The following is a 22,257-nucleotide window of genomic DNA, read 5'->3' as shown; positions in this document are numbered from 1 at the left end:
CGGGAGAAGCGCCATATGCGTGTGGATCGCCGGATCACTCCGCCTGCGCCATCGGGTCGCCCGTCTCCGTCCATCCTCTTCGTCTTCGTCTGCGCCGCCGTGTTCGCGGTGCTGCCCGCGCATGCGCAAAGCCCCTTCACCGTGACGAGCGACGACCTGACGCCGGGTGGGCGCGTACGCGCCGCGAACGTGTTCGACCGCGGCGACTGCAAGGGTGCGAACCGCTCGCCGCAGCTCACCTGGCACAACCCGCCGCCCGGCACGCGCAGCTACGCGGTCACGATCTTCGATCCCGACGCGCCCGGCCACGGCTGGTGGCACTGGGCCGTCGCGGGCATCCCGGGCACCGTTACGAGCCTGCCGGCCGACGCGAGCGCGTCCGGCTTCCTGCGGCGCATCGGCGCGAGCGAGGCGCGCAACGACTTCGGGATCGACGGGTATGGCGGCCCGTGCCCGCCGCCCGGCAAGCCGCACCGCTATGTGGTCACCGTCTACGCGCTGAAGGGCACCGACCTGCGCGTGTCGCAGGGCCGCCCCGCGCCGATGTTCGAGCACGAGATCGGCACGCTGGCGATCGGCACCGCGCAACTCACGGTCAACTACGGGCAGTAACGGCCGCCGCGATTGCCGGCCGCCGGGAATTTCAGTGCGTCGCCTGCGCGCGTTTTCCCGTCATTTCGGCTTGCTAGACTCGTGGTCACCGGTCGCGGCGCCACGCCGCGCATCCGTCGCGCCGCCCGCCGGCGACGCGTGACGCGGCGAGCCTGCGGTCCGCCGTTCCCGTCCCTTTCCGGAGAACGCTTCATGTCGAACATCGTCATCGTGTATCACAGCGGCTACGGTCACACGCAGAAACTGGCCGAGGCCGTGCATGCCGGCGCGCAGGATGCCGGCGCGAACGTGCGCCTGATCGCCGTCGGCGACCTCGACGACGCGGGCTGGGCCGCGCTTGACGCGGCCGACGCGATCATCTTCGGCGCGCCGACCTACATGGGCGGCCCGTCGGCGCAGTTCAAGCAATTCGCCGATGCCACGTCGAAAGCGTGGTTCACGCAGAAGTGGAAGGACAAGATCGCCGCGGGCTTCACGAACTCCGCGACGATGAACGGCGACAAGTTCTCGACGATTCAATATTTCGTCACGCTGGCGATGCAGCATGGGATGGTGTGGGTCGGCACGAGCTTGATGCCGGCCAACTCGAAGGCGGCCACGCGCAACGACATCAACTACCTCGGCGGCTCCACGGGCCTGCTCGCGCAATCGCCGGCCGATGCGACGCCCGACGAGGGCCCGCTGCCGGGCGACCTCGAGACCGGCAAGGCGTTTGGCCGGCGCGTGGCCGAAGCGACCGCACGCTGGGACGCCGGCGCCCGCTGAGCCCGCCCCGACGCCCGCGCGCCCGCAGCGGCGGGCATCAAAGGGACACAAGACGGCCCGCCGGCCGTCTTTTTTCGCCCCGCGCGGCGCAGACCCGCCGGATGACGTCTTAAAATGGCGGTTTCCGGGCGCGGGCCCGCGTTTCATTCAGTGAGAGCGAAATGAGCACCAAAGTTTTTGTCGACGGCCAGGAAGGCACGACCGGCCTCAAGATCTTCGAATACCTGTCGGCACGCAACGACATCGAAATCCTGCGTATCGATGAAGCGAAGCGCAAGGACGTCGACGAGCGCCGCCGCCTGATCAACGCGTCGGACGTCACGTTCCTGTGCCTGCCGGATGTCGCGTCGCGCGAATCGGCCTCGCTCGTCGAGAACCCGAACACGACGCTGATCGACGCGAGCACCGCGTTCCGCACGAGCGCCGACTGGGCCTACGGCCTGCCGGAACTGACCCGCGCCCAGCGCGAGAAGATTCGTACATCGAAGCGCATCGCGGTGCCGGGCTGCCACGCATCGGCGTTCGTGCTCGCGATGCGTCCGCTCGTCGATGCCGGCATCGTCGCGCCGACGTTCGCCGCGCACAGCTACTCGATCACCGGCTACAGCGGCGGCGGCAAGTCGATGATCGCCGACTACGAAAATGCTGCGCCGGGCGGCAAGCTCGCGAGCCCGCGTCCGTACGCACTCGGCCTCGCGCACAAGCACCTGCCGGAAATGGCCGCGCATACGGGCCTCGCGAACGCACCGATCTTCACGCCGATCGTCGGCCCGTTCCTGAAGGGCCTCGCGGTGACGACCTACTTCACGCCCGAGCAGCTTGCGAAGCGCGCAACGCCGCAGGACGTGCAGCGCGTGTTCGCCGAGTACTACGCGGACGAAGCGTTCGTGCGCGTCGCACCGTTCGACGCGGACGCGAACCTCGACGGCGGCTTCTTCGACGTGCAGGCGAACAACGATACGAACCGTGTCGACCTGTTCGTGTTCGGCAACGCCGAGCGCTTCGTCACGGTCGCGCGCCTCGACAACCTCGGCAAGGGCGCGTCGGGCGCCGCGATCCAGTGCATGAACCTGAGCATCGGCGCGGCCGAGGACGCCGGTCTCAAACGCTGATTCAACATCGCACGCAATGCAAAGCCGGCCACTGGCCGGCTTTTTATTTACCCGTATCAGGCAATAAATAAAAATCCCGGATCGCGCATTTACAAATATTTACAAGCTTTCCATTGCGCGATTACCAGCGGATTAACTCCCTCCTTCTTTATCCAGTCAATCCCGAATAGGGATAGACCGGATACCGCCGCTTTAAACGCTGCCGTTATACGCAGGAAGGCCCTTCGACAGCCTGCCAAGCGTGGCACATCCCCCACTCCCGCAGCTTGCGGTGACCTCTTTGGCGTTTAAATTCTTACCGAATGCCGTATCCGGCAAGGAACCAATACCCGATACCCGTTTCAATCGCCTTTTTTAGACGGGTTCATCAATTGACAGCAAAAATCAAGGCGGCGACATTAGCTCGCACAATTAAACGATTGGAGACAGCGGCATGTCGCACGCCTTATCGAAGGGGGTGGCAACGGCCTTTGCCATTGCCCCTTTCCTGGTTGCATGTGGTGGGGGGGACGGCGGCGCACCTGCGCCGATCAACGCGCCCCAATGTTCCGGATCGAGCTGCGGCACGCAAGGGCCGCCGCCTTCGCAGCCCGTCAACGGCGCGCTGTGCCCGGCCAACGCCGACATCGTGAAGAGCACGTATCTCGGCGGCGCAGGTAGCGGCGAGATCGTCAGCGTCAACATCGACGCAGTCGCGATGACGTACACGCTCAAGTGGCTCGAATCGCCGATTCCGCTGAAGACGGGCACCGTCACGCCGAGTCGCGTCGGCACGACGATCGCCGGCAAGGTCATCCATCCGCCGACCGGCACGCTGCCGACCGCCGAGCAGACGCGTTGCGCGTTCGTCCTCACGCCGGGCACGGGCCCCGCGTCGGACGGCTCGACCTATTCGACGGCCGCCGACTTCAACCAGGCGAACCCGCCGATGCTGCTGGTCGGCATGGGCGTCGCAGGCGGCGGCATTCCCGGTGCGACGATCCAGTACGACGGGCTGACGATCATCCCCGGCGTCGTGCAGAACGTCGGCCAGGTGCCGAACCGCCACTTCGATTTCTATCCGTTCCTCGGTTTCGCGAGCACGACCACCGACCTGTCGAAGCTGCCGGGCACGTACAACGCGCTGATCTATCACCTCGTGCCGTCGGGCAACTACGCGACGAAAGGCACGAACTCGAGCGAGACGTTCGATGCGAACGGCGCGTGCACGTCGAGCGGCTCGGGTGGCTGCCAGACGACCGGCGATCCGTGGAAGACGAGCGCGAACGGCGGCTACTTCGACAGCACGAAGGCGCCGCAAACGCTGCCGCAGACGCAACTGCCGATCGTCGGCGCGACCGGCAAGTCGGCGACCGCCCACATGGTGATCGGCCAGCTCAACGGCGCGACGGTGCCGGTGATCGTGCGTACGGGCAACGTGAACCTCGGCACGCCGCCGCTGCACCTCGATGCGCAGGTCGACGACGAATCGGGCATCGCGGTGCTCGGCTCGGCAACGGCAATCACGTCGGGCGCGATCGACGGCGGCTACGCGGGCGCGGACTCGAACTTCAAGTACACGGCTGCGCTGATTCGCGGCAGCAACGCGTCGTTCATCAACCCGAGCACGCAGGCCGAGGAAGACGGCTTCACGCTCGACTACGGCCAGGCGACGCCGGGCCTGCTGAACGCGAAGACGACGCCCCCGAGCGGCGCGAGCTACCCGTCCGCATCGGGCGTGGTGATCGCGACGGGCGGGCTGTACGCGGCACTGGTCCAGGGCACGGTGAACGGCGGCGTCACGTCGACGTCGGCGAACTCGACGACCTCGTCGACACCGTACTTCGGCGTGGGTGCGCAGATCAGCAAGTAGCGAACGGGGACGCGGCGGCGGCTGGCCCGCCGTCGCGTAACGCACGGCGGCACGACGCGCGCGGCACGGCGCAGGCAGGACGAGCACCACCAACAGAAGCGGCCGACAGGGAGCTGGCCGCCGCACAAGACAAATCTGGAGGAGCAACATGAAGCGCAACCTCATTCTGGCGGCGGCCCTTGCCGCCCCCCTTCTTTCCGCCTGCGGCGGCGGCAGCGACAACCCGCCCCCGCTCGTCGAAGACCGGCTCTGTCCCGCCACGCTCGACTACAGCACCGTGTTCACGGGCGGCGCGGGCAGCGGTGAACTCGCGAAGGTCCAGCTCGACACGACCAAGATGACCTGGCAGGTGACGTACGTGGAATCGGCCGTGCCGCGCACGACCGGCACCGTCACGCCGACCCGCGCGGGCACCGTCGACAGCGGCACGCTCACGCAGGAAACGCTGCTGCCGACCAACAAGCTGAACCAGTGCGCGTTCCGCCTGAACGGCGCGAGCCTCGATCCGTCGCGCCCGGCGCGGATCTTCGTCGGCGAAGGCGTCGCGGGCGGCACGATCCCCGGCAAGGAAATCCAGTTCAACGGCGTGCTCGGCCAGGCCGCGGTGCCCGACACGAAATTCCCGTACTACCCGTTCATCGGCTTCTCGTCGATCGAAACCGACATCACGAAGGTTACCGGGACGTACAGCCATATCGGCTTCGGCGAAGTGCCGTCGCAGAACTTCGCGCCCGCATCGATCGACGCGAAGGTGACGATCAACGCGGACGGCTCGTGGACCAAGTGCGATTCGACCGGCCAGTTCGCCGGCGGCGCGTGCACGCAGCAAGGCACGAACTTCGCGCAATCCGCGGACGGCAGCGGTGCGTTCCAGTCGAACAACTACGCGAGCCAGCTGAAGCCGACGCTGTCGGCAACGCCGCAGGGCAAGGGCTTCATGATCGTCGGCAAGCTGCGCAACCAGCTCGTGCCGATCCTGGTGCGCACGGGTGTCGCGAACCCGAACCCGACGCCCGACAGCAACGGCGTGCCGGGCCTCACCGCCGACGACGAATCGAGCATCTCGATCCTTTCACCGCAAACGGCCATCGCGGCCGGTTCGCAGAACGGCGAGTACGTGGGCGTCGACAGCCAGTTCAACTACCGGACCACCGCGCTGATCAACAACCAGGCCACGCTGCTCGATCCGTTCCAGCCGTCGCAAGCCTCGCTCGCGACCGCGCTCGATCTCGACTATACGCAGAAGGTGCCGGGTACCGTCACGACGATTCACACGGGTTCGGGCAGCACGTCGCCGACCGGCAAGTTCATCTTCACGGGTGGCGTGTTCGGTTTCCTCGATAACGCGGGATCGACGCCGTATTTCACGATCGGCGCGTTCGTCCAGTAAGCGGAGGCGGAAGCCGTGATGAAGAAAACCCTTCTCCGCGCGGCGGCCGGCGCCGCCGTGCTGGCGCCGCTCGCGGCGCACGCACAGAGCGCCGGCAGCAACGTCGTCACGCTGGGCTGGTTCCACGTGATGCCGCAGCAGAGCAGCACGCCGATGACGACCAACGTCGCGCCGACGCCGATCAACACGCCGCTGCGGCTGCCGCCGTCGTTCACGTCGCCGGGCACCGGGCTGCGCACGAGCGGCGCCGACACCGTCGGCCTGACGGTCAGCCACTTCCTGACCGACCACATCGCGGTCACGTCGGTGGCCGGCGTGCCGCCGGTGTTCAAGGTGTCGGGCCAGGGCACGATCAAGCCGCCCGGCCCTGCCGGCGCGCTCGGCACGCAGAACATCGGGCTGGGCTCGGTCAACCCGATCGTGAAGAGCGTGCGGCAGTGGAGCCCCGCGGTGATCCTGCAGTACTACTTCGGGCAGGCGACCGCGAAGTTCCGGCCGTTCCTCGGCCTCGGCGTGTCGTACAACTGGTTCAGCGACCTGCAGCTCAACACGAACTTCATCAAGCAGACGCAGGACAACCTCGGCGCGATCCTCGCGGCGGGTGCGGGCAAGCCGGGTACGACATCGGTGGAAGCGAAGGCGTCGTCGTCATGGCAGCCGGTGTTCAACGCGGGCCTGCAGTACAACATGACGGAGCATTTCGGGCTGGTCGCGTCGGTGACCTACATCCCGCTGAAGACGACGTCGACGGTGACGATCAAGGCGGCCGACGGTTCGGTGCTCGCCGAGTCGAAATCGGACCTGAAAGCCGACCCGATCATCAGCTACGTCGGGATGACGTACAAGTTCTGACGCCGGCAAGCGCCGGCGAATGGATTGCCGCGGCAAAATCGCAGGCAAAAAAAAGCCCGCCTAAGAGGCGGGCTGAATCCATATCAGAGGAGACATGGAGGAGACAGGTGCAATTCTAGCGAATCGGTTTCCGCATTGCAACATTTCCGTAGAGAAAATAAGGATTTTCCCTCGAATGCTGCCTCTAGTTCGCCATTAGCGCATCCGACCCTCTCCCGTTCTCTCGGTCAAGCACCTCGCCCAGCGCGTCGCGCAGCAGCGCGACAGGCCGCACCAGCCGGCCCGGCAGCGTGCCGTGCACGATCCACACGTTGATCCGCGTTTCCAGCCCTGCCGTTTCCACGACCCTCAATGCATCGCGATGCGCGCTGCGCGCCAGCGCATTCGGCGCGGCGATGCCGATACCGGCGCCGCGCGCGACCAGCGACAGCTGCAGCTCCGAGCCGAACGCCTCGACCGCGACGTCGAACGGCAGCCCGGCCGCGCCGAGCGCGCGGCTCAGCGCCGAACGCATCCCGCAGCCGTCCTGGCTCAGCACCCACGGAAAACCCGACAGCGTGTCAAGCGACAGCGGACCGTCCGGCAGCGGAAAGTCGCGCGCGGCGACGAGCACCGTCGGCTGCGTCGCGAGCAGCGTCGCGGTGAACGCGTCGGGCAGCACCGCGCTCGCAGGCACCATCACGGCCGCGACGTCGAGCGCGCCGCGCTCGATGCCCTGCATCAGTGCCGGCGACCAGCCGGCCGTCACGCGCAGCGTGAGGCGCGGGAACGCGTCGCGCAGCCGGTCGATCGGCCGCTCGAGCGCCAGCTCGGACAGGAACGGCGGGACGCCGATGCGCAACTCGCCCGACGGCTCGCTGTCCGGCGCACCGGCCGCCATCAGCTCGTCGACCGCACCCAGCACGTTGCGCGCGAGCGCGTAGACGTCTCGCCCGGCGGCGGTCGGCTTCAGCGGCTTGCTTTGCCGTTCGAGCAGCGGCACGCCGAGCAGCGTTTCGAGGTTCTGCACGCGCCGCGTCAGGCCCGGCTGCGTCAGGTGGAGCTTCGCGGCCGCGGCGACCATCGACCCGCTGTCGACCACCGCGACGAACGCCAGGAGATCACGCGTATTCAAAACAAACTCGCATAATCATGTTAGACATATTTCAATTGTCGCATAAACATCGGGCACCTACGATGGGGATTCCCTCGCCCCCTCTCCCAGGCTTCCGATGAACTGCCCTGCCAACCGTTGCCCCGCCGCCGTTCCTCCGTCCGTCGCCGCGCCACCCGCGCTGAGCACCGGGATGACGCTGTTCTTCGCCGCGACGGTCGGCGTGATCGTGATGGACCTGTTCGCCGCGCAACCGCTGACAGGCCCGATCAGCGCCGACCTTCAGCTGCCGCCCGGCCTCGCCGGGCTCGTCGCGATGCTGCCGCAGCTCGGCTACGCGGCCGGGCTCGTGCTGCTCGTGCCGCTGGTCGACCTGCTCGAGAACCGCCGCCTGATCATCGCGACGCTTGCCGCGTGTGCGGCCGCGCTCGCGCTGCCCGCGTTCACGCGGTCCGGCACCGTATTCCTGCTCGCGACGCTCGTAGCCGGCGCCGCGTCGAGCGTGATCCAGATGCTCGTACCGATGGCCGCGTCGATGGCGCCCGAGGCGCAGCGCGGCCGCGCGGTCGGCAACGTGATGAGCGGGCTGATGCTCGGCATCCTGCTGTCGCGGCCGCTCGCGAGCCTGATCGCGGGCTCGGCCGGCTGGCGCGCGTTCTACCTGCTGGCGGCGGTCGCGAATGCGGCGATCGCCGTCGTGCTCGCGCTGCGCCTGCCGTCGCGTACCCCGCCGGTCACGGCCGGCTACCGCGCGCTGCTCGCGTCGATGGGGCGCCTGCTCGCCGACGAACCGGTACTGCGCCGGCACGCGCTGTCGGCCGCGCTCGCGATGGCCGCGTTCAGCGCGTTCTGGACGGCCGTCGGGCTGCGGCTCGCGCAGCCGCCGTTCGCGCTCGACCTGCACGGGATCGCGCTGTTCGCGTTCGCCGGCGCCAGCGGCGCGATCGTCACGCCGCTCGCCGGCCGCGCCGGCGACCATGGCCACGGCCCGGCCGCGCAGCGGATCGCGCACGGCACGATGCTCGCCGCGCTCGTCGTGCTCGGCATCGCCGGCGCCGGCTGGTTCGGCTTCGACGCGCATGCGCATCGCGGTGTCGCGCTCGCGCTGCTGGCCGGCGGTGCGGCGCTGCTGGACGCGGGCGTCATCGTCGACCAGACGATCGGCCGCCGCGAGATCAACCTGCTGAACCCGGCCGCGCGCGGCCGCCTGAACGGGCTGTTCGTCGGCCTGTTCTTCGTCGGCGGCGCACTTGGGGCAGCGCTCGCGGGTAGCGCGTGGGCCTGGGGCGGATGGAGCGCGGTGTGCGGCGCAGGCTTCGCTTTCGCAGGCGCAGCCGCCGTGTTCGGGCTCGCGGCCGGACGCGGGGCCGGCGACACTGCGTTGACTCGCCCGCGGGCGTAGACCGACCTGAAGCGGCCCCGAAAAGCCGAACGCCCCGCCCTCTTGCGAGGGACGGGGCGTTCGGCACACCCGAATCCGGTCAGGTCGAAATCAGTGACGGACCAGCGCCATCATCGCACCGAAGCCGACGAACAGCCCGCCCGTCAGCCGGTTGAACACCTTCGCGACGCTCTGGCTCTTCAGCGTCGCGCCGATGCGCGTGCCGAACGACGCGTAGACGAGATACCAGCTCACCTCGATCACCGCGAACGTGACGACGAGGATGCCGAACTGCGGCAGCGTCGGTTCGGCCGCGTTGATGAACTGCGGCAGCAGCGCGGCCGCGAACAGGATCGCCTTCGGATTGCTGCCCGCGACCAGGAAACCGTTGCGGAACAGCGTCCCGCGCGATGCCGGCGCGACCTGGCGCGACACGGTTTCGACGTCGTCGGCAGGCTGCTCGTCGTCGACGCGCGCGCGCCACGCCTTCACGCCGAGGTAGATCAGGTAGGCCGCGCCCGCAAAGCGCAACGTATTGAACATCGCCGGCCACGCCTCGAGCACGGCACCGAGACCCGCCGCCGACACCGACAACATCAGTACCAGCGCGCTAAGACAGCCGGCCATCGTCCACGCCGAACGCCGCAGCCCGTGCCGCGCACCGTGCGTCATCACGAGCAGCATGTTCGGACCCGGAATCGCCGATACGACGAACACCGTCGCCACGAAAAGCCACCACGTATGCAAGTTCATGACCGCCTCTGCCTGAATGTCGGGAAAACGAAACGTCGATTATGCCGTGAGCACGGCGCTTGTGTCGCGCGTCAGCGGCCGGCGCGGCGCAGCGCGACCTCACCCAGCACCGCGAAATCCTGGTCGCCGCCGCCGTGCGCGAGCGCATCGAGCAGGCTGTCGCGCACGACGCTCGCGATCGGCAGCGGCACCGACGTCGCGTCGCCGGCTTCCAGCGCAAGGCGGACGTCCTTCAGCCCGAGCCGGGCCTTGAAGCGCGCGGGCTCGTATTGCCGCTCGGCGATCATCGAGCCGTAGCCGGCGTAGACGGGGCCCGGAAACACGCTGCTGGTGATCACGTCGAGGAAGTCGCGCATCGCGACGCCGTGCGCGCCCAGCAGCGCGGACGCCTCGCCGAGCGTCTCGATCGCCGACGCGAGCGTGAAGTTCGCGGCAATCTTCGCGACGTTCGCATGCTGCGGCAGCGAACCGAACCGCCAGGTCTTCTGGCCGATCGCGTCGAACAGCGGCTGCACGCGGTCGATCGCCTCGGCCGGGCCGCCGGCCATGATCGTCAGGCGCGCGGCGGCGGCGACGTCGGGCCGCCCCATCACGGGAGCAGCGACATAGTGGATGCCGCGCGATGCGTGCGCATGTGCGAGCGATTCGGCGAGCGCGACCGACACCGTCGCCATGTTCACGTGGATCAGACCCCGCGGCGCCTGCGCGAGCAGCGCGTCGTCGAACACCGCGCGCGCGGCGGCATCGTCGCCGAGCATCGAAAACACCGCGTCGCCGCGAAACGCGTCGGCCGGCGTGTCGACGATCTGCGCGCCGAACGCCGCGAGCGGCTCGGCACGCTCGCGCGACCGGTTCCAGACCCGCACCGTGTGGCCCGCCTTCAGCAGGTTCGTCGCGATCGCCTGCCCCATTTCGCCCAGCCCGATAAACCCGAGATCCATTGCCCGCTCCTTCGCTCCGTGAAGCCGCGAGTTAAACACAGATGCCGGCCGTCTGCAGCGCCTGCCGCCGGCCGGGCGCGGTGCGATACTGGACGGATGGCGACCGCGACCTTCCGCTTCCACGGCGAACTGAACGCCTTTCTCCCGCGCGCGCAGCGCGACCGCGCGTTCGGGCAGGCGTGTGCGCGCGACGCGACGGTGAAGCACGCGATCGAGGCGCTTGGCGTCCCGCATACCGAAATCGGCCGGCTTTACGTGAACGACGCGCCGGCCGCGCTCGACCAGCCGCTCGGCGACGGCCACCGCGTCGAAGCCTTTCCGGAACGCGCGCAGCCGGTGGCGAACGGTGCAACCGCGCCGCAAGCGGCGCCGTGGCGCTTCGTCGCCGACGCGCATCTCGGCGGCCTCGCGCAACTGCTGCGCCTCGCGGGCTTCGACACCTGCTACGACAACCACTACCGCGACGACGAGCTCGCGGCGCTGGCCACGCGGGAGGGCCGGATCGTGCTGACCCGCGACCGCGAACTGCTCAAGCGGCGCGCGGTCGTGCGCGGCTGCTACCTGCACGCGCTGCAGCCGGCCGACCAGTTGCGCGAACTGTTCGAGCGGCTCGATCTCGCACCGCACATGCGGCCGTTCCGGCTGTGCCTGCGCTGCAACGCGCCGCTACATCCGCTCGACGCGGCCGCCGCCGCGCCGCGTGTGCCGGACGGCGTCCGGCAGCGGCACCGCCGTTTCGCCGCGTGCGACGTGTGCCGGCGCGTGTTCTGGGAAGGTTCGCACTGGCGGCGCATGCGCGCGGTGGTCGATGCGATGCGTACGCCACCGCCGTCGTCAGCGCCGCTGCCCGGCGAACGCGACGCCTGAAAAAACAAAACCCCGCATGCCGAAACATGCGGGGTCTCGCGACGGGCGGCCGGCGGTGCCGGCCCCGGGCGAAGCGCTTAGTTTGCTGCGCCTGCGTCGTTCGTGCCGGCTGCCGAAGCGGCGGCGGCCTTCGCCTTGCCCTTGGCCGAACCGTGGTGCTTCAGCTGGTGCTTCGGCTTGCTGTGATCCTTCTTGGCCGGTGCCGGAGCAGCTGCCGACGTGTCGGCTGCCGGCGCGGACGCCTGTGCGAATGCCGAAACCGATGCGAGTGCGAATGCTGCGGCGATGATCGAAGCGAGCGTCTTCTTCATTGTTCTTCCTTTAGCGGAGAAAAAATCAAACGTACCGGTAGGTAAAGATGCGAGGCATTCGCATCGGAGCCCCAGGCCGCGAGGCCGGCTTTCGCCGTTCCGTCGCGACAAAACCTGACGCACTGGTTCCATAACGCATCGTGTTCGCGGCAAGTTGACACGTTGCTTGCGTCCCTCGGGTTTCCCCGGGGGAGCACGCGTATTCCCATGTCCGTAGCCGCTGCGGCGGCCGCCACGGCAGCGCTGCAAACCGGCTCGCGCGCCATCGGGACGACGCTTATACTGGCGTCCATCCGTCCCTTTCCCCGGAAACCGGATCGCGGCCGTCGCCAGACCGCCGCCGTCTCGAGGCGCTCAAATTGCCCGATCACAATCTGGACAAACTGAAAATCGACCGGCGTCCGATCGCACCGGCGCCCCGCCGGCGCCGGTGGGTACGCTATGTGGCCGCCACCGCGCTCGTCGTCGTCGCGATCGTCGCCGGCATTGCGCTCACCGGCCGGCCGACCGTCGAAACCACGTCCGTCACGTCCGCCTACCCGTACCAGAACGACACGCAGCTCAATGCGACCGGCTACGTCGTGCCGCAGCGCAAGGCCGCCGTCGCATCGAAGGGCCAGGGGCGCGTCGAATGGCTCGGCGTGCTCGAAGGCACGCGCGTGAAGAAGGACGAGATCATCGCGCGCCTGGAAAGCCGCGACGTGGAAGCGTCGCTGGCGCAGGCGCTCGCGCAGGCGAAGGTTGCCCGCGCGAACCTCGGCGTGCAGCAGGCCGAGCTGAAGGACGCCGAAATCGCGTTGCGCCGCACCGCGGCGCTCGCGCCGAAGGGCGCGGTGCCGGCCGCGCAACTCGACATCGACACGGCACGCGTGAACAAGGCACGCGCATCGCTCAGCAGCGGCGAGGCCGCGATCGTGTCCGCCGACGCCAACGCGCAGGCCGCGCAAGTGGCGGTCGACCAGACGGTGATCCGCGCGCCGTTCGACGGGATCGTGCTCGCGAAGCACGCGAACGTCGGCGACAACATCACGCCGTTTTCGTCCGCGTCGGACAGCAAGGGCGCCGTCGTGACGATCGCCGACATGGACACGCTCGAAGTCGAGGCCGATGTCGCCGAATCGAACATCGCGAAGATCCGCGCCGAGCAGCCGTGCGAGATCCAGCTCGACGCGCTGCCCGACATGCGCTTCGCGGGCCGCGTGTCGCGCATCGTGCCGACCGTCGACCGCTCGAAGGCCACCGTGCTCGTGAAGGTGCGCTTCGTCGACCGCGACGAGCGCGTACTGCCCGACATGAGCGCGAAAATCGCGTTCCTGTCCAAGCCCGTGTCAGCGCAGGACCGGCAACCCGTGACGGCCGTGCAGGCAAGCGCCGTGGTCGAGCGCGACGGCCGGCCGGTGGTGTTCGTCGTGAAGGACGACATCGTGCACGCGGCGGCCGTGACGCGCGGCATGCGGATCGGCGAACTCGTCGCGGTCCGTGGCGTGAAACCCGGCGACACGGTCGTGCTTGCGCCAGGCGTGAAGCTGAAGGACGGCGCGAACGTGACCGTCGCGAAGAAGTAACGCGCGTGAACGACGCCTCGCCGCCCCTCGTCGAGATCAGCCACGTCGCGAAGTCGTACCGGCGCGGCAACCAGATCGTGCCCGTGCTGACCGACATCACGCTCGACATCGGCGAAGGCGACTTCGTCGCGCTGATGGGGCCATCGGGCTCCGGCAAGAGCACGCTGCTGAACCTGGTGGCCGGCATCGACCGGCCCGACAGCGGCGAGCTGCGCGTGGGCGGGCTCGACATCTCGCAGCTCGCGGAGGCGCAACTGGCCGAATGGCGCGCGGCGAACGTCGGCTTCATCTTCCAGTTCTACAACCTGATGCCGGTGCTCACCGCGTTCGAGAACGTCGAGCTGCCGCTGATGCTCACGCACCTGTCGCGCCGCGAGCGGCGCGAGCGCGTCGAGCTCGTGCTCGACATGGTGAATCTCGGCGACCGCACGAGCCACTACCCGTCCGAGCTGTCGGGCGGCCAGCAGCAGCGCGTCGCGATCGCCCGCGCGCTGATCACCGACCCCGTGCTGATCGTCGCCGACGAGCCGACCGGCGACCTCGACCGCGCGTCGGCCACCGACGTGCTCGCGATGCTGCAGCGGATGAACGCCGAGCTCGGCAAGACGATCATCATGGTGACGCACGACGCGCACGCGGCCGGCGCCGCGCGCGCGCTCGTCCATCTGGAAAAAGGGGAGCTGATCGATGGGCACGCCGGCTGACCGGCTGCGGGAGCGCGCGCGATGTACGTGCTGAAGCTGATCGCGCGCAACGCGCTGCGCCACCGGCTGCGCACGCTGCTGACCGTGCTCGGGCTCACAATCGCGGTGCTGGCGTTCGGGCTGCTGCACACCGTGGTCGACGCGTGGTACGCGGGCGCGGCCGCCGCGTCCAGCGGGCGGCTCGTCACGCGCAACGCGATCTCGCTCGTGTTTGCGCTGCCGGTGAGCTACGAGAACCGGATCCGCGGCGTCGACGGTGTAACGTCCGTGGTCCGCTCGAACTGGTTCGGCGGCATCTACCGCGACCCGAAGAACTTCTTCGCGAGCTTCGCGGTATCGGACAACTACCTCGACCTGTACCCGGAATACATCGTGCCGGAGCAGCAGCGCGCCGATTACAACCGCGACCGCCGCGGCTGCCTCGTCGGGCGCCAGCTCGCGGATCAGTTCGGCTTCAAGATCGGCGACGTGATCCCGCTGAAGGGCACGATCTATCCGGGCACATGGGATTTCGTCGTGCGCGGGATCCTCGACGGCCGCGACGACTCGACGATCACGCGCCAACTGGTATTCCACTGGGACTACCTGAACGAAACGGTGCGCCAGCGCACGCCGAAGCAGGCCGACCAGGTCGGCGTGTTCGTGCTCGGCGTCGCGAACCCCGACGACGGCGCATCGATCGCGCGCAACGTCGACGCGGTGTTCAAGAACTCGCTCGCCGAGACGCTGACCGAGACCGAGCAGGCGTTCCAGCTCGGCTTCGTCGCGATGTCGAACCAGATCATCGCGGCGATCCGTCTCGTGTCGTACGTGGTGATCCTGATCATCATGGCCGTGATGGCCAACGCGATGGCGATGAGCGCGCGCGAACGCACGTCCGAATACGCGACGCTGAAGGCGCTCGGCTTCGGCCCCGGCTTTCTCGCGCTGATCGTGTTCGGCGAATCGGTCGTGATCGCGGTGGCCGGCGGCGGGCTCGGGATCCTCGCGACACCGCCGGCCGCAAGCCTGTTCAAGCAGGCGGCCGGCGGCATCTTCCCGGTGTTCAAGGTATCGACCGAGACCGTCGTGCTGCAGGCCGCGTGCTCGGTCGCGGTCGGCTTCGCAGCCGCGATCGTGCCGGCGTGGCAGGCCGCGCGCGTACGTGTGGTCGAAGGCCTGCGGGCAATCGGGTAGACGAGGGTCTGTTTCCATATGGAACGTGCATGCGAATGCCCGAAATCGCTCGTAGGGCAAGGAGTGAGGAGCGCCGTTTGGCCGCGCCAAACAAGCGACGAACGACGCCGCCATACGGGCGATTTCGGGCATTCCCGTGACATGAATTTTTTAATTTGGGGTTGCCACGAGAACGGCCGCTCGCCGCGTTGCGCTCCTTGCGAATACGTCCAGTATTCGCAGCGTCGCGCGCCTCGCGAGCGGCCGTTCTCGTGGCAACGCATGCACGTTCCATATGGAAACAGACCCTAATGGCGATCCCGCTCAACTACATCGCGCGCAACCTGTGGACCCGGCGCCTCACCACCGCGCTCACCGCGGGCGGGATGGCGCTCGTGATCTTCGTATTCGCGACGGTGCAGATGCTCGACGCGGGGCTCACGCAGACGCTCGTGTCGACCGGCGAGCCCGACAACGCCGTGGTGATCCGCAAGGGCGCCGAGACCGAGATCCAGAGTTCGATCGACCACCAGCAGGCCAACGCGCTCGAGATGCACCCGGCCGTCGCGCTCGGCCCCGACGGCCGGCCGCTCGTGTCGAAGGAAGCCGTCGTGCTGATCTCGCTCGTGAAGACGTCGACCGGCAAACCGTCGAACGTCGTGATCCGCGGCGTGTCGCCCGCCGGGCTCGCGCTGCGCCCGCACGTGAAGCTCATGGCCGGCAGGATGTTCGCGCCCGGCTCGTCGGAGATCATCGTCGGCAGCGCGATCGCGAAAGGCTTCAGCGGCACGCAGCTCGGCGACAGCCTGCATTTCGCGCAGCGCGACTGGACCATCGTCGGGATCTTCGACGCGGGCGGCAGCGGCTTCGATTCGGAAATCTGGGGCGACGTCGACCAGCTGATGCAGTCGTTCCGGCGCACCAGCTATTCGTCGATGGTGCTGCGCATCCCGAGCGCCGACGGCTTCGCGCGCTTCAAGGCCGACATCGACGTCGACCCACGGCTGACCGACGAAGCGAAGCGCGAGCAGACGTTCTACGGCGACCAGTCGAAGTCGCTGTCGACGTTCATCAATATCCTCGGCATCACGCTGTCGACGATCTTCTCGATCGCCGCGATGATCGGCGCGATGATCACGATGTATGCGTCGGTCGCGAACCGCGTGGCCGAGATCGGCACGCTGCGCGCGCTCGGCTTCAAGCGCAGGAACGTGCTCGCCGCGTTCCTGCTGGAAGCGCTGCTGCTCGGCTTCGTCGGCGGCGTCGCGGGGCTCGCGTGCGCGTCGCTGATGCAGTTCGCGTCGTTCTCGACGACCAACTTCCAGACCTTCTCGGACCTGTCGTTCCGCTTCGTGCTGACGCCCGCGATCGTCGTGAAGACGCTGCTGTTCTCGCTCGTGATGGGGCTCGTCGGCGGGTTCCTGCCGGCGATGCGCGCCGCGCGGCTGAAGATCGTCGACGCGCTGCGCGCGCAGTGACGCGCGCAGCCATTCATCCGCCCGCGCGCGGCACCCACGCGCCGTGGAACCCGGCCGGCACACGGCGCGGCAGATGCACGGTCGCGACCGGCTCCGAGTCGATCGCGCGCGCATCGAGGATCACGACGTCGCTGGTATCCGTCGCCGCGCGGTAGACCATCACCAGCAGCCAGCCGTCGTCCTCGTCGAGGCCGCCCGGGCGCGGCACGAACACCGGCTCGCCGTTCTGGTCGCCAGCCGGCACCGCGTAGCGCGTCGACGTGCCGCGCACGTGATCGAAGCGCATCACGCCGCGCATTTCCGCGTTGTTCGGCTGCTCGACCGCGTACAGGTAGCGATAGCGGCGCCCCGTCCGGCTTTCGTTGATGCGCGGCAATTCGATGCCGCCGTCGGCGAGCGGCCCTTCGTCGATCAGCCCGTTCGCCGTATCGATCACGTAGCGCCACAGCTCACCGACCGGGTTGTCGGCGAAGCGGCCCGTGCGCGCGTCGAGCCGCAGGAACGACGGATAGCGCACCGCATCGAGCACGATGCACGATTCGTCGCAGTCGTACGCGTTCACGACGTGCTGGATGAAGCACGGCTCGACGCCGAACCAGCGCACCGCGCCGCCGTGGCGCGGAATCACGCCGATGCGCGCGGGCCGGTCGTCGTGCCAGCGCAGCGGCATCCGGTGGCCCTGCTTCAGCAGCGAGAAGTCGTAACCGACGTTCAGGTCGAGCAACAGGCTGCGGGTTTCCGTGATCGCGAGGTCGTGCATCATCGACGGCGCGCCCAGGTCGATCTCGACGTCGACACGCTGCACGCCGTGCGCGTCGATCACGCCGTAGCGCAGCCACGGCGCGCGCCAGTCCGCGCGGAACGTCATCAGCTCGCCGGTCACCGGATCGACCTTCGGATGCGCGGTCATGCCGCCGTCGAAGCCCCCATGCCGCGCCGGCACGCCGAGCGAATCGAGTTCGGCCGTGATCGCGAGCGGCGCGCCGCCCTCGGCCAGCGCGAGCAATTCGCCCGCATGCTGCAGCACGTTCACGTTCGGGTTGGTGTCGGGCAGATGCGGCGCCTGCTCGGGCGCATGCACGGCGGCCCAGCGCTGCGTGCGCGCCCAGCGGTTCCGGTAGCCGGCCGCGCGGCCGTCGTCGAACGCGATCGCGTGCAGCATCGCGGCTTCCGGCCACCACGACAGCATGTCGTTGCCTTCGAAGCGGCCGCCCGGCGGATTCGGGCCGTTGCGCAGCAACGTGCCGGAGAGTTCGCACGGGATGGCACCCGTCACGCGCAGATCGACGACATCGACTTCGTCGGCAACCGGCGCAATCGCGCCGCGGTTCAGATCGAATACGGTCATTGCATCGGTGCTCCGTCAACAGTCTTCGGCGGACGGCGGCAGGTCGCCGCGCGCCAGGGCGAGCGCATGGTCGCGCACGTCGTCCGGCCAGCCGGCGGCCAGCTCGGCGAGCCGAGCCGGATCGTTCGCATACAGCGCCCGCGCGGCTTCCTCGAAACCGGGCAGGTCGCCCGCCATCGCCGACATGAAGTGGTAGGCGCGGGTTTGCGCGTCGCGGTGCCGGTCGGCCGCCGCATGCGTGCGCCGCGCGTCCTCGACGAGCTTGCGCAGCGCCACCGACGCGCCGCCCGGCTGCGCGCCGAGCCATTCCCAGTGACGCGGCAGCAGCGTGACTTCACGCGACACGACGCCGAGCTTCGGCCGGCCGCGGCCGCGCTGTTCGCCGGCGCCTGCCGCGCCGGACGTGGCGCCTGACGGCGGCGCATAGCGCGCGCGGATGTCGTCCTCGGTGCCGCGCAGGTCGAGGTCGATCGAGCGGCCCGTCGCGTCATCGAAGATCAGGATCGCGCCGGGCATCGCGTCGCCAGCTGCCTGCCGGACCGCGAGCGCGACCGTTGCGAGCGCGCCCGACGCAAGCCGCCGGTGGCCGTCGAAGGCCGTGTACGAAGGAAGGAGCGTGGAGGTTGTCATCGTGGTCACCCGGAGGCAGGAATCAGAATGACGCTATTTTTATCCGGGTATTAATGGATGTCAATATTATCCGGGTAAAAAAGCACCGTCACGAATTCTCCCTTCGGGCAACCGCGTTGCCGGTCAGGCCGCCCGGGCCGGCGCCGCGATGCCGCGTGCGCTTGCCAGCGCGTCGTCGAGCGACACATGCCCTTCGAACGCCAGCGACGCCGGCGGCGGCAGGTTTTCCTCGATCGCGTGCGCGAACTGCACGCCCGCATCGTCGGCAAGCCGCGCACGCAGCGCGGCGATGCGCGGGAACGCGTCGCGCTCGAATACCGCGTGGTAGTCGGCCCACCGAGCGATCCCGGAGAAGTACGCGTCGGCCAGCGTGCGCCGCGCACCCAGCAGCCACGGGCCGTCACCGCGCTCGAGCAGCGCCTCGAGCTGCCGGTGCGCCTTCAGCACCTTGCCGCGGCCATAAGCCTGCAGCGCCGCTTTCTCGGCGCCCTCGGTGTCGTGTTCGTACACGTACCAGAGCGCGCCGAACGCGTTGAAGAACGTCGTGTTCAGCCACGCGAGCATCCGGTTCAGCCGGTCGAAATCCGCGCTGCCCTGGCGAAACGCGAGGCCGGTGTCGAGCGCCTGCGCGCCGATGTGACCGAGGATCGCGAGGCTTTCGGTCAGCACCTCGCCGTTCGCGGTCACGAATGCCGGCGTCTCGGCGACCGGGTTCAGCGCGAGATACGCGTCGCTCGTCGCGACGCTCGGCATCGCGATGCGCGACAGCCGGTACGGGCGGCCGGCCCATTCAAGCGCGACGATCGAGCCGAACGAGCAGCCGGCGGGAATGCCGTAGAGAAGGATCGAGGACATCGGGAGATTCCGCAGAAGTTGAACGAGCAGTCATGCTCCCATGGCGAACGATGGCGCAGTAGCCGCTAAAATTGAAACCCGTCGTTTCTTCATGTGGACGCTGAAAGTGAACCTGAACGATCTCTATCTGTTCGTGCAGGCCGTCGATGCGGGCAGCATGTCGGCGGCCGCGCGCCGGCTCGGCCTGCCGAAATCGACGGTCAGCAAACGCGTGGCCGAGCTCGAGCGCACGCTCGGCGCGCGGCTCGTGCATCGCACGTCGCGCAGCTTCCGGCTGACGCCGGTCGGCACCGAATTCTTCGAGCACGCACGCGCGGCCGTGATCGAGGCCGACAGCGCGCGCGACGCGGTACTGCGGCAGGCCGCCGAACCGGCCGGCGTCGTGCGGATCACGAGCTCGGTGCCGGTCGCGCAGCACATCCTCGCGCCCTGCCTGCCGGCGCTGGCCATCGCGCATCCGAAGCTGCTGCTGCAGGTGCATGCGAGCGACCGTCTCGTCGACATCGCTCAGGAAGGCTTCGACATCGCGGTGCGCAGCCATTTCGCGCCGCTGCCCGATTCCGCGCTCGTGCAGCGGCCGCTCGCGACGTCGCCCATCATCGCCGTGGCGTCGCCGGCCTATCTCGCACGCGCCGACATCCCGGACGAACCCGCCGATCTCGCGCGGCACGACGGCCTGCACCCGAGCCAGCAGCCGTGGCGGCTGCAGCGTGGCGACGACACCGTCGACGTGGCGCCGCGCATCCGCCTGCAGGCCGACGAATCGACGTTGCTGCTGCAAGCGGCGACAGCCGGCCTCGGCATCGCATGCCTGCCCGACTGGATCGCCGGCGCCGCGCTCGCGTCCGGCGCGCTCGTGCGCGTGCTGCCCGGCTGGCGCGCGGGCACCGTCACGACGACACTGCTGATGCCGCACCGGCGCGGCCAGTTGCCCGGCGTGCGCGTCGCCGTCGAGTTTCTCGCGCAGCACGTGGCGCACCATCACGGCACCGGCGCGGACGACGCGAGCGCGTGACCGATCGCGGCGCCGATCGATTCAAATGCTGAATCGATCAAGTCAGCAATTGGCATGAAAGCGCAAATTTCGACATGACAGAATGGTCCGGACGCCCTGCCCGTAACGGCGTCCGGGGCCCGGCTTCCGGCCGGCGGCAACCGCACACATCACGCGCGCACCGACGCGCCGGCCGCACGGCGGCACCTTCCGCCCTTCGGAGGAGACAAGTCATGAATCCGCTTCACGCGCTGCCGGCGTCCGCGTCGGCAACGGCCCGGCGCACGCGCGTGCGCTGGCTCGTGCTGACCGTCCTGTTCGCGGTCACGACGATCAACTACGCGGATCGCGCGGCGATCGCGATCGCGGGCCCGAGCCTCGCCCGCGCGCTGCACCTGAGCCACGTACAGATCGGCTTCATCTTCTCCGCGTTCGGCTGGTCGTACGTGATCGCGCAACTGCCGGGCGGCTGGCTGCTCGACCGTTACGGGTCGCGCATCGTCTACGCATTCAGCATCTTCTTCTGGTCGCTGTTCACGTTGCTGCAGGGCGGAATCGGCTTCTTCGGCGGCGCGGCCGCGTTCGCGCTGCTGTTCGGGCTGCGCTTCCTGGTCGGCGCGGCCGAGGCGCCGTCGTTCCCGGCCAACAGCCGGATCGTGTCCGCGTGGTTCCCGGCCGCCGAACGCGGCACCGCGTCGGCGATCTTCAATGCCGCGCAGTACGCGGCGACCGTCGTGTTCGCGCCGCTGATGGGCTGGCTCGTGCACGCGTTCGGCTGGCAGTCGGTGTTTGCGGTGATGGGCGTGCTCGGCTTCGCGTTCGTCCTGGTGTGGAACCGCACGATGTACGACCCGAAGGACCACCCGAACATCAACCGCGCGGAACTCGACTACCTCGCCGAAGGCGGCGCGCTCGTCAACATCGACCAGGCGACGGGCGGGCGCGACGGCGGCCCGTCGATGCGCCACGTCAAGGCACTGCTGAGAAACCGGATGCTGGTCGGCGTGTACGTCGCGCAGTACTGCATCAACGCGCTCACCTATTTCTTCATCACGTGGTTTCCCGTCTATCTCGTGCAGGCGCGCGGGATGTCGATCCTGAACGCGGGGCTCGTTGCGTCGATCCCGGCCGTGTGCGGGTTCCTCGGGGGGATTCTCGGTGGCGTCGTGTCCGATGCGCTGCTCAAGCAGGGCCGCTCGCTGTCGGTCGCGCGCAAGGTGCCGATCGTGTTCGGCATGTTGCTGTCGATGTCGATGATCGTCTGCAACTACACCGATTCGCACGTGCTCGTCGTGCTGTTCATGGCGCTGTCGTTCTTCGGCAAGGGGCTCGGCGCGCTCGGCTGGGCCGTCAACGCCGACACCGCGCCGCGCCAGATCGCGGGGCTGAGCGGCGCGCTGCTCAACACGTGCGGCAACCTCTCCAGCATCACGACGCCAATCGCGATCGGCTATATCGTCGACCGCAGCGGCTCGTTCAACGGCGCGCTCGTCTACGTCGTCGCGCACGCGCTCGTCGCCGTGATCTGCTACCTGTTCGTCGTCGGCGAGATCCGCCGCGTCGAGCTTCAATGAACGGCGCGGGCCGCGCCGGCACGTC

21 protein-coding genes are annotated in these 22,257 nt (G+C 68.6%); 14 read left to right on the top strand and 7 right to left on the bottom strand.

What is annotated here, in order from left to right; translation table 11 throughout:
- Positions 1-15: 15 nt before the first annotated feature.
- From KEC55_RS01205 to KEC55_RS01180, 6 genes are all read left to right on the top strand, one after another.
- Positions 16-612 (top strand): YbhB/YbcL family Raf kinase inhibitor-like protein, encoded by a 597-nt coding sequence (locus KEC55_RS01205; protein WP_282506413.1) that lies wholly within the window; start codon positions 16-18, stop codon positions 610-612.
- Between the two features lie 192 nt (positions 613-804).
- A complete protein-coding gene (locus KEC55_RS01200; protein ID WP_282506412.1) occupies positions 805-1,377 on the top strand; it encodes a flavodoxin family protein in 573 nt (190 codons plus the stop codon).
- 161 nt (positions 1,378-1,538) lie between these two features.
- Positions 1,539-2,489, top strand: a complete 951-nt coding sequence (argC, locus tag KEC55_RS01195) for an N-acetyl-gamma-glutamyl-phosphate reductase (protein WP_282506411.1) — start codon at positions 1,539-1,541, stop codon at positions 2,487-2,489.
- A gap of 433 nt (positions 2,490-2,922) precedes the next feature.
- A complete protein-coding gene (locus KEC55_RS01190; protein WP_282506410.1) occupies positions 2,923-4,341 on the top strand; it encodes a DUF2957 domain-containing protein in 1,419 nt (472 codons plus the stop codon).
- Positions 4,342-4,489: 148 nt separating this feature from the next.
- Positions 4,490-5,731: a DUF2957 domain-containing protein gene (locus tag KEC55_RS01185; protein ID WP_282506409.1), complete on the top strand. Its 1,242-nt coding sequence runs from the start codon at positions 4,490-4,492 to the stop codon at positions 5,729-5,731.
- Positions 5,732-5,749: 18 nt separating this feature from the next.
- Positions 5,750-6,583 carry an OmpW/AlkL family protein gene (locus tag KEC55_RS01180; protein WP_176048865.1) on the top strand — a complete coding sequence of 278 codons (834 nt, stop codon included), beginning with the start codon at positions 5,750-5,752 and terminating at the stop codon, positions 6,581-6,583.
- Positions 6,584-6,767: 184 nt separating this feature from the next.
- Here the strand turns inward: KEC55_RS01180 and KEC55_RS01175 are convergent, their stop codons facing one another.
- Positions 6,768-7,697, bottom strand: a complete 930-nt coding sequence (locus KEC55_RS01175) for a LysR family transcriptional regulator (RefSeq protein ID WP_282506407.1) — start codon at positions 7,695-7,697, stop codon at positions 6,768-6,770.
- 97 nt (positions 7,698-7,794) lie between these two features.
- Between KEC55_RS01175 and KEC55_RS01170 the strand changes: the two genes are divergently transcribed.
- Positions 7,795-9,078 (top strand): MFS transporter, encoded by a 1,284-nt coding sequence (locus KEC55_RS01170; RefSeq protein ID WP_282506406.1) that lies wholly within the window; start codon positions 7,795-7,797, stop codon positions 9,076-9,078.
- 90 nt (positions 9,079-9,168) lie between these two features.
- Here the strand turns inward: KEC55_RS01170 and KEC55_RS01165 are convergent, their stop codons facing one another.
- Both KEC55_RS01165 and KEC55_RS01160 read right to left on the bottom strand, forming a co-directional pair.
- Positions 9,169-9,810 carry a LysE family translocator gene (locus KEC55_RS01165; RefSeq protein WP_282506405.1) on the bottom strand — a complete coding sequence of 214 codons (642 nt, stop codon included), beginning with the start codon at positions 9,808-9,810 and terminating at the stop codon, positions 9,169-9,171.
- A gap of 71 nt (positions 9,811-9,881) precedes the next feature.
- Positions 9,882-10,751 (bottom strand): NAD(P)-dependent oxidoreductase, encoded by an 870-nt coding sequence (locus tag KEC55_RS01160; RefSeq protein ID WP_282506404.1) that lies wholly within the window; start codon positions 10,749-10,751, stop codon positions 9,882-9,884.
- Positions 10,752-10,847: 96 nt separating this feature from the next.
- Here KEC55_RS01160 and KEC55_RS01155 point away from each other — a divergent pair, with 96 nt between their 5' ends.
- Positions 10,848-11,618 (top strand): Mut7-C RNAse domain-containing protein, encoded by a 771-nt coding sequence (locus KEC55_RS01155; protein WP_282506403.1) that lies wholly within the window; start codon positions 10,848-10,850, stop codon positions 11,616-11,618.
- Positions 11,619-11,695: 77 nt separating this feature from the next.
- Here the strand turns inward: KEC55_RS01155 and KEC55_RS01150 are convergent, their stop codons facing one another.
- Positions 11,696-11,929, bottom strand: coding sequence for a hypothetical protein (locus KEC55_RS01150; RefSeq protein WP_043185133.1), 234 nt, complete (start codon positions 11,927-11,929; stop codon positions 11,696-11,698).
- A 359-nt stretch (positions 11,930-12,288) separates the two neighbouring features.
- Here KEC55_RS01150 and KEC55_RS01145 point away from each other — a divergent pair, with 359 nt between their 5' ends.
- The 4 genes from KEC55_RS01145 (at position 12,289) to KEC55_RS01130 (ending at position 16,831) form a co-directional block, all read left to right on the top strand.
- Positions 12,289-13,494, top strand: a complete 1,206-nt coding sequence (locus KEC55_RS01145; RefSeq protein WP_282506402.1) for an efflux RND transporter periplasmic adaptor subunit — start codon at positions 12,289-12,291, stop codon at positions 13,492-13,494.
- Positions 13,495-13,499: 5 nt separating this feature from the next.
- Entirely contained in the window at positions 13,500-14,198 is a 699-nt protein-coding gene (locus tag KEC55_RS01140) for an ABC transporter ATP-binding protein (protein WP_176048879.1), read from the top strand.
- A gap of 21 nt (positions 14,199-14,219) precedes the next feature.
- Positions 14,220-15,374, top strand: a complete 1,155-nt coding sequence (locus KEC55_RS01135) for an ABC transporter permease (RefSeq protein ID WP_282506401.1) — start codon at positions 14,220-14,222, stop codon at positions 15,372-15,374.
- Between the two features lie 290 nt (positions 15,375-15,664).
- The gene (locus tag KEC55_RS01130) at positions 15,665-16,831 is read left to right on the top strand and encodes an ABC transporter permease (RefSeq protein WP_282506400.1); all 1,167 of its coding nucleotides are present in this window, start codon (positions 15,665-15,667) and stop codon (positions 16,829-16,831) included.
- Between the two features lie 13 nt (positions 16,832-16,844).
- Here the strand turns inward: KEC55_RS01130 and KEC55_RS01125 are convergent, their stop codons facing one another.
- The 3 genes from KEC55_RS01125 to KEC55_RS01115 form a co-directional block, all read right to left on the bottom strand.
- Positions 16,845-18,179, bottom strand: coding sequence for a carotenoid oxygenase family protein (locus KEC55_RS01125; RefSeq protein ID WP_282506399.1), 1,335 nt, complete (start codon positions 18,177-18,179; stop codon positions 16,845-16,847).
- Positions 18,180-18,194: 15 nt separating this feature from the next.
- Positions 18,195-18,809 (bottom strand): DUF2239 family protein, encoded by a 615-nt coding sequence (locus KEC55_RS01120; RefSeq protein WP_282506398.1) that lies wholly within the window; start codon positions 18,807-18,809, stop codon positions 18,195-18,197.
- A 123-nt stretch (positions 18,810-18,932) separates the two neighbouring features.
- A complete protein-coding gene (locus tag KEC55_RS01115; RefSeq protein WP_282506397.1) occupies positions 18,933-19,664 on the bottom strand; it encodes a glutathione S-transferase family protein in 732 nt (243 codons plus the stop codon).
- A 40-nt stretch (positions 19,665-19,704) separates the two neighbouring features.
- Between KEC55_RS01115 and KEC55_RS01110 the strand changes: the two genes are divergently transcribed.
- Positions 19,705-20,679 (top strand): LysR family transcriptional regulator, encoded by a 975-nt coding sequence (locus KEC55_RS01110; protein ID WP_282506396.1) that lies wholly within the window; start codon positions 19,705-19,707, stop codon positions 20,677-20,679.
- Between the two features lie 212 nt (positions 20,680-20,891).
- Positions 20,892-22,232, top strand: a complete 1,341-nt coding sequence (locus KEC55_RS01105; protein WP_176048892.1) for an MFS transporter — start codon at positions 20,892-20,894, stop codon at positions 22,230-22,232.
- Positions 22,233-22,257: the final 25 nt, after the last annotated feature.

The organism is Burkholderia cepacia (assembly GCF_029962485.1).
In the GTDB taxonomy this organism is placed as follows: Bacteria; Pseudomonadota; Gammaproteobacteria; order Burkholderiales; family Burkholderiaceae; genus Burkholderia.
This window is presented reverse-complemented; position numbering and strand designations above follow the sequence as displayed.

Bases quoted from the DNA above. Each gene is read 5' to 3' on its own strand.
- KEC55_RS01170 (WP_282506406.1), top strand. From the start codon at position 7,795: ATGAACTGCCCTGCCAACCGTTGCCCCGCCGCCGTTCCTCCGTCCGTC.
- KEC55_RS01155 (WP_282506403.1), top strand. From the start codon at position 10,848: ATGGCGACCGCGACCTTCCGCTTCCACGGCGAACTGAACGCCTTTCTC.
- KEC55_RS01110 (WP_282506396.1), top strand. From the start codon at position 19,705: ATGGCGAACGATGGCGCAGTAGCCGCTAAAATTGAAACCCGTCGTTTC.
- KEC55_RS01150 (WP_043185133.1), bottom strand. From the start codon at position 11,929: ATGAAGAAGACGCTCGCTTCGATCATCGCCGCAGCATTCGCACTCGCA.
- KEC55_RS01205 (WP_282506413.1), top strand. From the start codon at position 16: ATGCGTGTGGATCGCCGGATCACTCCGCCTGCGCCATCGGGTCGCCCG.
- KEC55_RS01160 (WP_282506404.1), bottom strand. From the start codon at position 10,751: ATGGATCTCGGGTTTATCGGGCTGGGCGAAATGGGGCAGGCGATCGCG.
- KEC55_RS01185 (WP_282506409.1), top strand. From the start codon at position 4,490: ATGAAGCGCAACCTCATTCTGGCGGCGGCCCTTGCCGCCCCCCTTCTT.
- argC (WP_282506411.1), top strand. From the start codon at position 1,539: ATGAGCACCAAAGTTTTTGTCGACGGCCAGGAAGGCACGACCGGCCTC.
- KEC55_RS01105 (WP_176048892.1), top strand. From the start codon at position 20,892: ATGAATCCGCTTCACGCGCTGCCGGCGTCCGCGTCGGCAACGGCCCGG.
- KEC55_RS01135 (WP_282506401.1), top strand. From the start codon at position 14,220: ATGTACGTGCTGAAGCTGATCGCGCGCAACGCGCTGCGCCACCGGCTG.
- KEC55_RS01115 (WP_282506397.1), bottom strand. From the start codon at position 19,664: ATGTCCTCGATCCTTCTCTACGGCATTCCCGCCGGCTGCTCGTTCGGC.
- KEC55_RS01165 (WP_282506405.1), bottom strand. From the start codon at position 9,810: ATGAACTTGCATACGTGGTGGCTTTTCGTGGCGACGGTGTTCGTCGTA.
- KEC55_RS01200 (WP_282506412.1), top strand. From the start codon at position 805: ATGTCGAACATCGTCATCGTGTATCACAGCGGCTACGGTCACACGCAG.
- KEC55_RS01130 (WP_282506400.1), top strand. From the start codon at position 15,665: ATGGCGATCCCGCTCAACTACATCGCGCGCAACCTGTGGACCCGGCGC.
- KEC55_RS01180 (WP_176048865.1), top strand. From the start codon at position 5,750: ATGAAGAAAACCCTTCTCCGCGCGGCGGCCGGCGCCGCCGTGCTGGCG.
- KEC55_RS01120 (WP_282506398.1), bottom strand. From the start codon at position 18,809: ATGACAACCTCCACGCTCCTTCCTTCGTACACGGCCTTCGACGGCCAC.
- KEC55_RS01190 (WP_282506410.1), top strand. From the start codon at position 2,923: ATGTCGCACGCCTTATCGAAGGGGGTGGCAACGGCCTTTGCCATTGCC.
- KEC55_RS01125 (WP_282506399.1), bottom strand. From the start codon at position 18,179: ATGACCGTATTCGATCTGAACCGCGGCGCGATTGCGCCGGTTGCCGAC.